Annotated in this window: 10 protein-coding genes; 1 reads left to right on the top strand and 9 read right to left on the bottom strand. The window is 74.3% G+C overall.

The window, feature by feature from the left end; all coding sequences use genetic code 11:
• The 4 genes from CRM73_RS15905 to gatC form a co-directional block, all read right to left on the bottom strand.
• Positions 1–472 (bottom strand): FAD-dependent oxidoreductase (locus CRM73_RS15905; protein ID WP_229588434.1); only part of this gene is annotated, 472 nt, incomplete at its 3' end.
• 184 nt (positions 473–656) lie between these two features.
• Positions 657–2,171, bottom strand: a complete 1,515-nt coding sequence (gene gatB, locus CRM73_RS15900) for an Asp-tRNA(Asn)/Glu-tRNA(Gln) amidotransferase subunit GatB (RefSeq protein ID WP_095651350.1) — start codon at positions 2,169–2,171, stop codon at positions 657–659.
• Complete coding sequence (gene gatA / locus CRM73_RS15895) at positions 2,171–3,817, bottom strand: Asp-tRNA(Asn)/Glu-tRNA(Gln) amidotransferase subunit GatA (protein ID WP_035926412.1); 1,647 nt, start codon at positions 3,815–3,817, stop codon at positions 2,171–2,173. The genes gatB and gatA overlap by 1 nt, the downstream gene beginning before the upstream one ends.
• A gap of 4 nt (positions 3,818–3,821) precedes the next feature.
• A complete protein-coding gene (gene gatC, locus CRM73_RS15890) occupies positions 3,822–4,118 on the bottom strand; it encodes an Asp-tRNA(Asn)/Glu-tRNA(Gln) amidotransferase subunit GatC (protein WP_017833831.1) in 297 nt (98 codons plus the stop codon).
• A 138-nt stretch (positions 4,119–4,256) separates the two neighbouring features.
• Here gatC and CRM73_RS15885 point away from each other — a divergent pair, with 138 nt between their 5' ends.
• Positions 4,257–4,823, top strand: a complete 567-nt coding sequence (locus CRM73_RS15885; RefSeq protein ID WP_017833832.1) for a hypothetical protein — start codon at positions 4,257–4,259, stop codon at positions 4,821–4,823.
• A 122-nt stretch (positions 4,824–4,945) separates the two neighbouring features.
• Here CRM73_RS15885 and CRM73_RS15880 read toward each other — a convergent pair whose 3' ends face one another.
• The 5 genes from CRM73_RS15880 to CRM73_RS15860 form a co-directional block, all read right to left on the bottom strand.
• Positions 4,946–5,659, bottom strand: a complete 714-nt coding sequence (locus CRM73_RS15880) for a transglycosylase family protein (RefSeq protein ID WP_035926415.1) — start codon at positions 5,657–5,659, stop codon at positions 4,946–4,948.
• 455 nt (positions 5,660–6,114) lie between these two features.
• Entirely contained in the window at positions 6,115–6,954 is an 840-nt protein-coding gene (locus CRM73_RS15875; RefSeq protein ID WP_229588432.1) for an inositol monophosphatase family protein, read from the bottom strand.
• Positions 6,955–6,956: 2 nt separating this feature from the next.
• Positions 6,957–9,239, bottom strand: a complete 2,283-nt coding sequence (ligA, locus tag CRM73_RS15870; RefSeq protein WP_229588430.1) for an NAD-dependent DNA ligase LigA — start codon at positions 9,237–9,239, stop codon at positions 6,957–6,959.
• A gap of 57 nt (positions 9,240–9,296) precedes the next feature.
• Complete coding sequence (locus tag CRM73_RS15865) at positions 9,297–10,295, bottom strand: MaoC/PaaZ C-terminal domain-containing protein (protein ID WP_229588435.1); 999 nt, start codon at positions 10,293–10,295, stop codon at positions 9,297–9,299.
• Between the two features lie 2 nt (positions 10,296–10,297).
• The coding region (locus CRM73_RS15860) for a 3-oxoacyl-ACP reductase (protein ID WP_229588428.1) at positions 10,298–11,177 on the bottom strand (880 nt) is incomplete at its 5' end.

Here is an 11,177-nt window from a genome sequence, read left to right as displayed (position 1 = left end):
CCGCGGCCCGGTCGCGGTGCCAGGCCACGAGCGCGGCGGCGTCGGTGCGCACGGAGGTGCTGTCGAGGCGGCCGGCCTCGACCGCGTCCGCCGGGGAGCAGGCCAGCTCGGGGCACAGCTCCACGAGCTCCGCCCGGGACAGCGGTTGCGTCCCCGGGGCGGCCTCGGCGCCCAGCCGGGCCTCGGTCCCGACGAGGACCATGCGGCTGGGCCAGGCCAGGGGCCGGGGCGGGGCCGGGTGCGGGTCGAGCAGCCGGGCCACGGTCGCCCCGGTCAGCTCCCGGACGGGGGCCGGGCCGTAGCTGGGGATCAGCTGCTCGGCCGAGCGCCCGGAGGTGTGGTGGGCCAGGACGGGCTCGGTCTCCGCGAGCACGATCCCGGCTCCGCTCCCCCGCCGCTCGGCCAGTTCCGAGGCCAGGGACAGTCCGGCGATGCCGCCGCCGATGATGAGCACGTCGCACGCAGGGTCCATGCGCCCATGCTCGCACGCCCCGCAACGAGGGGTCGCGTCTGGACCCCGCCGCGCAGCGAGGGGTCGCTATCGGAGCCCGCCGCGCGGCGAGGGGTCGCGTCCTGCCGGAATCCTTTGCGGATTCCCACAGGAGGCGACCCCTCGGTGTTCCGCGCACGCAGTCCTGCGCGGGCGCGGGCGGCGGTCAGCCCTGCACGCCGAGCTTCTCCAGGATCAGCTCGCGCACCCGGCCCGCGTCGGCCTGGCCGCGGGTGGCCTTCATGACGGGGCCGATGAGGGCGCCGACGGCCTGGACCTTGCCGGCCTGCACCTTCGCCACGACGTCGGGCATCTGCACCATGGCGTCGTCGATCGCCGCGGTCAGCACGGAGTCGTCGGAGACCACGGCCAGGCCGCGCCGCTCCACGACCTCCGCGGGCGAGCCCTCGCCCTCCAGGACGTGGGCGAGGACCTTCTTGGCGAGCTTGTCGTTGATCTTCCCGGCGTCGATGAGCCCGTTGAGCTCGACGACGTGCTGCGGGGTGACGCCGAGCTCGGCGATCTCCACCTCCCGCTGGTTGGCCAGGCGGGCGATCTCGCCCATCCACCACTTGCGGGCCGCGGCCGGGGCGGCGCCGGCGGACACGGTCTGCTCGATCTCGTCGAGGACCCCCGCGTTGACGACGTCCCGGAACTCCTCGTCGGAGAAGCCCCAGTCGGTCTTGAGCCGCTTCCGGCGCTCGGCCGGGGGCTCGGGCAGCTCGGCCCGCAGCCGCTCGATCCACTCGTGGTCGGTGACGACCGGCACGAGGTCGGGCTCCGGGAAGTAGCGGTAGTCGTCGGCGTCCGACTTGGGGCGCCCGCTCGTGGTGGAGCGGGTGTCCTCGTGCCAGTGCCGGGTCTCCTGCACGATCGTGCCGCCGGAGTCGAGGACCGCCGCGTGGCGCTGGATCTCGAAGCGCACGGCACGCTCCACGGCGCGCAGCGAGTTCACGTTCTTCGTCTCGGAGCGGGTGCCGAACGTGGCGCTGCCCTTGGGCATGAGGGACACGTTGGCGTCGCAGCGGACGTTGCCGCGCTCCATCTTCGCGTCCGAGATCCCGAGGTTCTTCACGATCTCCCGGATCAGGGCCACGTACACGCGGGCCAGCTCGGGCGCGCGGGTGCCGGCGCCCACGATGGGCTTCGTCACGATCTCGATGAGCGGGACGCCGGCGCGGTTGTAGTCGACCAGGGAGAAGTCCGCGCCCTGGATGCGCCCGGCGGCGCCGCCCATGTGCGTGAGCTTCCCGGCGTCCTCCTCCATGTGGGCGCGCTCGATCTCGACCGTGAACACGGTCCCGTCCTCCAGCTCCACGTCGACGGAGCCGTTCTCGGCGATCGGCTCGTCGTACTGGGAGGTCTGGAAGTTCTTGGGGGTGTCCGGGTAGAAGTAGTTCTTCCGGGCGAAGTGGGAGACCGGGCGGATCTCGCAGCCCAGGGCGAGCCCGAGCTTGATCGCGGACTCCACGGCCACCCGGTTCACCACGGGGAGCACCCCGGGCAGGCCGAGCGAGACGGGGGTGACGTTGGTGTTCGGCTCGTCCCCGAAGACGTTGGGGGCGGCGTCGAACATCTTGGTCCGGGTGTTGAGCTCCACGTGGACCTCGAAGCCCAGCACGGGGTCGTACTTCTCCATGGCCTCGTCGAAGGACAGGACCTCTTCGGTGCTCCGGTTCATCAGCGGGCTCCTCCCCGGACGGGTGCGGACAGATCGGACGCGGCGGGGCCGCCGGCCAGGTCCCGGACCAGGGCGGCGGTGTCCGGCAGCCGCTGCCAGAGCGGTCCGCCCCAGCGCTGCTCGAGCAGGGCCTCCAGGCCGGCGCCGGCGCGGTAGAGCCGGGCGTCCTGGCGTGCGGGGGCCATGAACTGGATGCCCACGGGCAGCCCGTCCTCGGGGGCGAGGCCGCCGGGGACGGAGATCGCGGGGACCCCGGCCAGGTTGGTGGGGATGGTGGCGATGTCGTTGAGGTACATCTGCATGGGGTCGGCGGACTCGTCCACGGCGCCCCGCTCGAACGCGGTGGTCGGGGACGTCGGGGAGACCAGCACGTCCACCTGCTCGAACGCGGCCGCGAAGTCGCGCTGCACGAGGGTGCGGACCTTCTGCGCCGAGCCGTAGTAGGCGTCGTAGTAGCCCGCGGACAGCGCGTAGGTGCCCAGGATGATGCGGCGCTTGACCTCGGCCCCGAAGCCGGCGGCGCGGGTGGAGCCCATCACGCGCTCGATGGTCAGGGGCCCGTCCTCGGGCAGCACGCGGTGGCCGAAGCGCACGCCGTCGTACTTGGCGAGGTTCGAGGAGACCTCGGAGGACATGATGAGGTAGTAGGCCCCCAGGGCGTACTTGAAGTTCGGGGTGGAGACCTCCACGACCTCGGCGCCCGCGGAGCGCAGCAGCTCCACGGCCTCCTCGAAGCGCTGCTGGACGCCGGGCTGGAAGCCCTCGCCCGTGAGCTCCTTGACCACGCCCACGCGCAGGCCCGCCAGCCCGCCCTCGGCGGCGCCGGCCCGGGCCTGGGCGGCGAGGTCGCCGACCGGGTCGGGCAGGGACGTGGAGTCCTGCGGGTCGTGCCCGCCGATCACCTCGTGCAGCAGCGCGGCGTCGAGCACCGTGCGCGCCACGGGGCCCACCTGGTCCAGCGAGGAGGCCATGGCGATCACGCCGTAGCGCGAGACCCCGCCGTAGGTCGGCTTGACGCCCACCGAACCGGTCAGGGCCGCGGGCTGGCGGATGGACCCGCCGGTGTCCGTGCCCAGGGCCAGCGGCGCCTGGAACGCGGTCACGGCGGCGGCGGACCCGCCGCCGGACCCGCCGGGGATGCGGGACAGGTCCCACGGGTTGGCGGTGTCGCCGAAGGCGGAGTGCTCGTTGGAGGAGCCCATCGCGAACTCGTCGAGGTTCGTCTTGCCCAGCAGCGGCATCCGGGCGGCGCGCAGCCGCCGGGTCACGGTGGCGTCGTAGGGGCTCATCCAGCCCTCGAGCATGCGGGACGCCGCGGTGGTGGGCTGCCCCTTGGTGACGATGAGGTCCTTGACCGCGATCGGCACGCCGGCGAGCTCGGGCAGCTCCTCACCGCGGGCGCGGGCGGCGTCCACCTCGGCGGCCACGGACAGGGCTTCCTCGGTGTTGACGTGCAGGAAGGCGTTGAGCCCGGTCCGGCCGCGGCTGCGGTCGGCGGGGTCGACGGGCTCGCCGTCGGTCTCCCGGATGCGGTCCAGGTGGGCCTGGACGGCGTCGACGGAGGTGATCTCGCCGGCGGCGAGCCGGCGGGCGAGCTCGGCGGCGGAGAGACCGACGGGTCCCTGGGGCGTTCCGGTGCTGCTCATGCGGCTACTCCTCGTCCAGGATCGCGGGCACCTTGAACTTGCCCTCGGCGGCGTCCGGTGCGTTGAGCAGCGACTCCTCGGCGGTGAGGGTCTCGCCCACGACGTCCTCGCGGAAGACGTTCTGCAGCGGGATGGGGTGGCTCGTGGCCGGGACGTCCGGGCCGGCGGCCTCGCTGACGGACGCGACGGAGTCGACGACGAGGTCGAGCTCCTTCGCCATGGACCGCAGCTCCTCCTCGGTCATCTCGATGTGCGCGAGCTTCGCCAGGTGGGCGACCTGCTCGCGGGTGATCGCAGACATGCGCACTCCTGCTCGTGATCGGGGGTGGTTTCCGGTCCAGTCTAGCCGCGCGGCACTCCCCTCCTTCCCGGCCGGAGGGGGCCCCGCAGGGGCATACCCTGGAGGGACGCACCGACCACCGCACAGGAGCACCCGGACATGGCCAAGAGCACCCCCGCCCGCACGAAGAAGGACCGAGGCGCCAAGAGCGGGCGCCCCGGCGCCCGCTCCGGGAAGGCCGCGCGCGCGACCTCCGCGACGGACGCCGCCAACGCGTGGCGCCAGCGGGTCAGCAAGGACGCCGCCGCGACGATCGACACGGTCATGGCCCACGTCCAGGCCGTGGCCGAGCAGCAGCTGGGGCAGCACGGGGCGTTTCCCCCCTTCCTCGTCACCGCGCGCAAGGACGGCGAGTACGAGCTCGACAGCCTGCCGGCCGAGGACGCGGAGGAGCTGAGCCCCGAGGCCGCCCTGGACGCCCTGCGGGCGCGGGCGGTGGAGCTGCGGGACGACCTCCTCTGCGCCGCGGTCGCCTTCCCCGTGACCCTGCCGGACCGCTCCGGGCAGACGGCCGTGGCCGTGGAGACCCAGCACCGGGAGGGCGAGTCCCTGACGGTGATCCAGCCGTACCGGGTCAAGGGCGCGGAGCGCTCCGTGAGCTTCGGCGACGCCGGGGCCGAGCCCGCCGAGCCGTGGCTGTGGAGCCGGCCCGAGCGCACGCCGTGAGCTGAGCGCACGGTCGGCGCCGTGCCGGTGCCCGCCGAGCATGCGAGAGGGCCCCTCCGATCGGAGGGGCCCTCTCGCATGCTCTCGCGCGGCGCGGCCGCGCGGTGCCTGTCCGGTGGGGATCAGGCGGGGATGTTCAGCACCTGGCCGGGGAAGATCAGGTTCGGGTCGGCGATGGTGCCCTCGTTCGCGGCGTACAGGTCCTCCCAGTTCTCGATGCCGAGCTTGTCGGCGATGGAACCGAGGGTGTCGCCGGCGACCACGGTGTAGGTCTCGGCGGAGACCGAGGCCGGGGCCACGGCGGCGGCGGGAGCCACGTACTCGACGACCGGGGCCTGGACGGCGGCCGGGGCCTCGACGGGAGCGGCCACGGGGCCGGGCTCGGGGGCGGCGACCGGGGCGGGGGCCGGAGCCTCGATCGGGGCCGGGGCCTCGACGGACTGCGGGGTCACGGACGCGGAGCCCATCGGGTTGGCGGAGGGAGCGGCGGAGCCGGACAGGCCCAGCTTCGCGGAGCAGGCGGGCCACGCGCCCCAGCCCTGGCCGTCGAGAACGTTCTCGGCCACGGCGATCTGCTGCTCACGGGAGGCGTCCTGCGGAGCGCCCTGGCCACCGAAGGCGGCCCAGGTGGAGGGGGTGAACTGCAGGCCGCCGGAGAAGCCGTTGCCGGTGGAGGTGCCCCAGTTGCCACCGGACTCGCACTCGGCGAGGGCGTCCCAGGTGGAGGCCGGAGCGGCGTTGGCCGGGAGGGCCATGGCGCCGACGGCGGTCCCGCCGAGGATCAGAGCGGCGGCACCGCGACGGACGTTGCGACGAACAGCGAAAGCGTTGGTCATGATGCTCCCTGGGCCACCTGCGCTCGTTTCCGTCCCCGGATGTCTTCGCGCCGTCGTCTACCCGTCAAGGTGTTGGTGGGTAAGTGCTTACAGGTGTCTGCCCTTCAGACGACGTGCGGTGTTACGGCAGCACCCAGCATGGTGTGGTGGCGCGCCGGGAGTCGGACTCCAGGCACACCGGATCCCCGGAGGAATCCTCGGGGAAGCTGATTATCACGATAGCGTAACGATTTTTGTTGCGCTACCCCTTTCGGCCCGTCGTGAGGTATCACACGTTCGCGGTCTGCAGGGGTGCCGGCCCGTGAAGGACGCCGGCGCAGGAGTTCGCACTCCGGGAAGCGGAGGGCATGCCCTCGGGAAGAACGCTTCGAAGGTCACGCTATGGCAACGTTTTGGTCTCGGTCAAGTGACGAGAGCCATCTCACACGTTCAGCGGGCCGGGCCCCGGCCCGCACTCAGCCCGGAATGCCGCGCTCGCGTGCGGTGATCCAGGCCGCGAGGCGGTCGGCGGCCGGCACTTCGCCCGCCGCCGGGGAGGGCAGCTCCGGCCGGGTCACGAGGGCGCCGGCCTCCTCGGCGATGAGCGCGCCGGCGGCCCAGTCGTGCTCGTGCAGACCCTGCTCGCCGTACCCGTCGAGCGCGCCGTCCGCGACCATGCACAGGTCCAGGGCCGCCGAGCCCAGGCGCCGCATGTCCGTGTACTGCCGCATGGTGGCGGCGAAGGCGGGGAACTGGCGCTCGCGCCGGTCGGCGTCGAAGGAGAAGCCGGTGCCGTAGAGCCGGCCCGCCCGGTCCGGCACGGGACCCTCGAGCCGGCGGGACGCGCCGTCCTCCTCCACCCACGCGCCGGCCCCGCGCACGGCGAAGTAGGTGCGGCGCAGGGCGGGGGCGTTGACGGCGCCCACGAGCCAGTTGCCCCGTGCGTCGGCGGCGGCCACGGACGTGCAGTAGTAGACGATGCCGCGGATGAAGTTGGTGGTGCCGTCGAGCGGGTCCACCGACCAGCGGATCCCGGAGGGGTGCTCCGGGCGGTGCGTGCCCGACTCCTCGCCGGTGACGGTGTCGTGCGGGCGGCGGTCCAGGATGGTGCGCAGCACGGCCTGCTCGGCGGCGACGTCGAAGCGGGTGACCCAGTCCCCCTCCCCCGACTTGCCGGTGACGCCCAGCCGGCCGGCGTCGCGGCCCCGCAGGACCTCCGCCCCGGACTCGGCGGCCGCCAGGGCCAGCTCCAGCAGCTCCTCCAGGTGGGCGCCGGTCGGGCCGAGGCCCTCCAGCGCGTCGTCGTGGCGTCCCATGCTCAGGCCCCGTCCTCGTCGTCGGTACCGTTCTCCGTGCCGACCGCGGCGTCCTCGGAGGTGCTCCCGGCCGCGCCGGCGAGCGCGTCCGGCCCCTCGGCGAGGAGCCGCTCGAACCCGGCCTCGTCGAGCACGGTCACCCCCAGCTGCTCGGCCTTGTCCAGCTTGGTGCCGGCGTTCTCGCCCGCCACCAGGAAGTGCGTCTTCTTCGACACGGAGCCGGAGGCCTTGCCGCCGCGCACCAGCACCGCCTCCTTCGCGGAGTCGCGGCTGAAGCGCTCGAGGGTGCCGGTGATCACCACGGTGGTGCCCTCGAGGGTCCGCGGCACGGACTCGTCCACCTCGTCCTCCATGCGCACGCCCGCGGCCGCCCAGCGCTCCACGATCTCCCGGCGCCACGGCTCGGCGAACCACTCGGTGAGGGCCGCGGCGATCACGGGCCCCACGCCGTCGGCCTGGGCCAGGGTCTCCTCGTCGGCGTCGCGGATGGCCGGCAACGAGCCGAAGGCCGTGGCCAGGGAGCGGGCCGCGGTCGGGCCGACGTGCCGGACGGACAGGGCCACGAGCACGCGCCACAGCGGCTGCGCCTTGGCCTTCTCGAGCTCCTCGAACAGCTTGCGGGTGGTGGCGGTGGGCTCGGAGGGCTTCTTGGCCGTGCCCTTCGTCCAGAAGTAGGGCACGAGCTCGGTCTCGCCCGTGGGCGTGCCGCGCGATTTCTTCTCCCGCCGGATCCGCACCTCGCGCAGGTCCTCGGGGGTGAGGTCGAACAGGTGCGCCTCGCTGGTCAGCGGCGGGGTCTCCGGCTCGTCGGGCCGGGTCAGGGCGAGGGCGGCCTCGTAGCCGAGGGCCTCGATGTCGAACGCGCCGCGGCCGGCGGCGTGGAAGACCCGCTCCCGCAGCTGGGACGGGCAGCTGCGGGCGTTGGGGCAGCGGATGTCGACGTCGCCCTCCTTGGCCGGGCGCAGCTCCGTGCCGCAGGACGGGCAGTGGGTGGGCATCACGAACTCGCGCTCCGTGCCGTCCCGCAGCGCCACCACGGGCCCCACGATCTCGGGGATCACGTCGCCCGCCTTGCGCAGCACCACGGTGTCCCCGATGAGCACGCCCTTGGCCCGCACCACGTCCTGGTTGTGCAGGGTGGCCATCTCCACGGTGGACCCGGCGACCCGCACCGGCTCCATGAGCCCGAACGGGGTGACCCGCCCGGTGCGGCCCACGTTGACCAGGATGTCCTTGAGCCGGGTGTGCACCTCCTCGGGCGGGTACTTGTAGGCCACGGACCAGCGTGGCACCCGGGAGGTGTGCCCGAGCCGGAACTGGGTGCGGCGGTCGTCGACCTTGACCACGATGCCGTCGATCTCGTGGATGAGGTCGTGGCGGCGGCGGCCGTACTCCTCGATGAACGCGAGGACGTCCTCCGTGGACGGCAGCACGCGGTAGTACGGGCTGACGGGCAGGCCCCACCGCTCGAGCAGCTCGTAGACCTGGGACTGGGTGTCGGCGCGCAGGCCCGTGGCGGCCCCCACCCCGTGCACGTACATGGACAGCCGGCGCCGGGCCGTGACCGCCGGGTCCTTCTGCCGCAGCGAGCCCGCCGCGGCGTTGCGGGGGTTGGCGAAGGGCGCCCGGCCCTCGGCCACGATGGCGTCGTTGAGGGCGCGGAAGTCGCGGGAGGAGATGAACACCTCGCCGCGGATCTCGACCTCCTCGGGCACGTCCTCCCCCGTGAGCACGGTGGGGATGGTGGCGATGGTGCGCACGTTGTGCGTGACGTCCTCGCCCGTGGTGCCGTCCCCCCGGGTCGCGGCCCGCACGAGCTCGCCGTTCCGGTAGAGCAGGTTCACGGCCAGCCCGTCGATCTTCAGCTCGGTGAGCCACGCGGACTCCGGGGCGTCCGGCAGCGCCTCGATGGAGGCGGAGGCCTTCGCCAGCCAGGCCGTGAGCTCGTCGATCGAGAAGACGTCCTCGAGGGAGTACATCCGCGCGAGGTGCGTCACGGGCGTGAACGCCGCGGAGACCTCGCCGCCGACCTCCTGGGTGGGCGAGTCATTGGCCACCAGCTCGGGGTGCAGCGCCTCGACCTCCTCGAGCCGCCGGTAGAGCTCGTCGTACTCCGCGTCCGAGATGGTGGGCGCGTCCTCGACGTAGTAGGCGGTCCGCGCCGCGCGCACCCGGTCCACGAGCTCCGCGTACTGCTCCTTGAGGTCCTCGCTGGGCGGGGCGGGGTTGAGGTCCTGGCCGGTGGCGTCGACGGGTCGTGCGTCTGTCCTCTGCTGTGGGCTCACCCGACCATTGTGGCCCACGCGCCGGACGTCACCGTCGACCGGGCCCGCGGCGGCGGGTCAGCCGTCCAGCCGCGCCACCGTCCCCGTGAAGTGCGGGCGCCTGCGCCGCGGGTCCCATCCGGCGAAGCGCGAGCCCCGCCAGCCGGGCCCCCGGCCGTCGTCGGTGATCGCGACCGCGACCGTGCCCGGGAGCAGGACCGGGGCCGCGAACTCGACCGTCCAGCGGAAGGGCGTCCCGGGCGGCACCCCCACCTCGGCGAGGGCGCGCGAGGCGGAGTACATGCCGTGAGCGATGGCGCCCTTCATGCCGAGCGCCCGGGCGCTCGGGCCGGAGAGGTGGATGGGGTTCCAGTCCCCGCTCACCGCGGCGTAGTCCCGCCCCGTGCCGGCCGCCAGCCGCCAGTGCCCGGTCGGCGCCGGGGGCACGAACTCCGCGCGCGGTGCGTCGTGAGCCGCCCCGGGCACGCGCACGCCCCGGGCGAGGTAGGTGGAGCGGCCCGTCCAGACGGTCTCGCCGTCCCGGCGCGCGAGGCGGGCGACGACGTCCACCTGCGCGCCGGAGCGGTGCGGGCGCAGCCGCTCGGCGGTGGCGGTGACCGTGAGGTGCTCCCCGACCGCCGCGGCCCGGAGGTGCTCGACCTCGTTGGCCAGGTGCACCATGCCGAGGACCGGCAGCGGGAAGTCCGGGCGGGTGAGCACGCTCATGGCCACGGGGAACGCCAGGGCGTGCAGGTGCCCGGAGAAGGCCTCGGTGCCGCCGGGGCCCTCGCGCAGCGGCGCCCCGACCGCGCGGCAGAACGCCTCGTGCCCGGCGGGGTCGACGACCACGTCCTCGACGACGTGCGCCACCGCCGGCAGCTCGAGCGGGGCGTCGCCGGTGCCGCGGCGCGACCCGGCCGGCCGGCCGGGCAGCCGGCCGGACAGCCGGCCCGGCACCCGGTCGGCGAGGGCGCGCGGCAGCAGGTCCCCGGCCGCCCCCGCCGCCGCACGGGCGTAGAGCCCGCCCAGCGAGGGGACGCCGGGCAGGACCACGGTCTCGTGCCGGTCGGCGGCCATGCTCACGCCCCCACCAGGTTCTGGCCGCACACGCGCAGCGTCTGCCCGTTGACGCCGCCGGCGGCGTCCGAGGCGAGGAACAGCACGGCCTGGGCCACGTCCTCCGGCAGCCCGCCCTGCTGCAGGGAGTTCAGCCGGCGCGCGACCTGGCGGCGGGCCGCCGGGATCCGGGCGGTCATCTCCGTCTCGATGAACCCGGGGGCCACGGCGTTGATGCTGCCGCCGCGCCGGGCCAGCAGGGGCGCGGTGGCGGCGACCATCCCGATCACCCCGGCCTTCGAGGCGGCGTAGTTGGTCTGGCCGCGGTTGCCCGCCACACCGCTCGTGGAGGCCAGGCAGACGATCCGCGGCGCCTCGCCGAGGCCCTCCCCCGCCAGGAGCTGGTCGTTCATCCGCAGCTGCGACTCGAGGTTCACGGCCAGCACCGAGGCCCAGCGAGACTCGTCCATGTTGGCCAGCAGCTTGTCCCGGGTGATCCCGGCGTTGTGCACCACCACGTCCAGGTGCCCGAAGCGCTCCCGGGCGAGCCCGAGGATCCGCTCGCCGGCGTGCTCGTCCGTGACGTCGAGCTGGAGGGCCACGGCGTGGATCTCGTTGGCGAGGGCGGCCAGGGGCTCGCCCGCGGCGGGGACGTCCACGACGACGACGCGCGCGCCGGCGCCGGTGAGCGTGCGGGCGATCTGTGCGCCGATGCCGCGGGCGGCGCCGGTGACAGCGGCGACCCTGCCCCGCAGGGGGGCCTCCCAGTCCGCGGCCAGGGCCCCGGCGTCGTCGCCGACCGTCACGAACTGCCCGGAGACGAAGGCGCTGCGCCCGGAGAGCAGGAACCGCAGGGCGCCCAGCACGCTGGGGGCCTCGGGGGCGACGCCCTCGGCGAGCAGG

The organism is Kocuria sp. CCUG 69068, from assembly GCF_020833785.1.
In the GTDB taxonomy this organism is placed as follows: Bacteria; Actinomycetota; Actinomycetes; order Actinomycetales; family Micrococcaceae; genus Kocuria; species Kocuria rosea.
Note: the sequence above shows the minus strand (reverse complement) of the source record. Positions and strands in the feature narration are given on the sequence as shown.

Bases quoted from the DNA above. Each gene is read 5' to 3' on its own strand.
- gatB (WP_095651350.1), bottom strand. From the start codon at position 2,171: ATGAACCGGAGCACCGAAGAGGTCCTGTCCTTCGACGAGGCCATGGAG.
- CRM73_RS15875 (WP_229588432.1), bottom strand. From the start codon at position 6,954: ATGGGACGCCACGACGACGCGCTGGAGGGCCTCGGCCCGACCGGCGCC.
- CRM73_RS15885 (WP_017833832.1), top strand. From the start codon at position 4,257: ATGGCCAAGAGCACCCCCGCCCGCACGAAGAAGGACCGAGGCGCCAAG.
- CRM73_RS15880 (WP_035926415.1), bottom strand. From the start codon at position 5,659: ATGACCAACGCTTTCGCTGTTCGTCGCAACGTCCGTCGCGGTGCCGCC.
- CRM73_RS15865 (WP_229588435.1), bottom strand. From the start codon at position 10,295: ATGGCCGCCGACCGGCACGAGACCGTGGTCCTGCCCGGCGTCCCCTCG.
- gatC (WP_017833831.1), bottom strand. From the start codon at position 4,118: ATGTCTGCGATCACCCGCGAGCAGGTCGCCCACCTGGCGAAGCTCGCG.
- gatA (WP_035926412.1), bottom strand. From the start codon at position 3,817: ATGAGCAGCACCGGAACGCCCCAGGGACCCGTCGGTCTCTCCGCCGCC.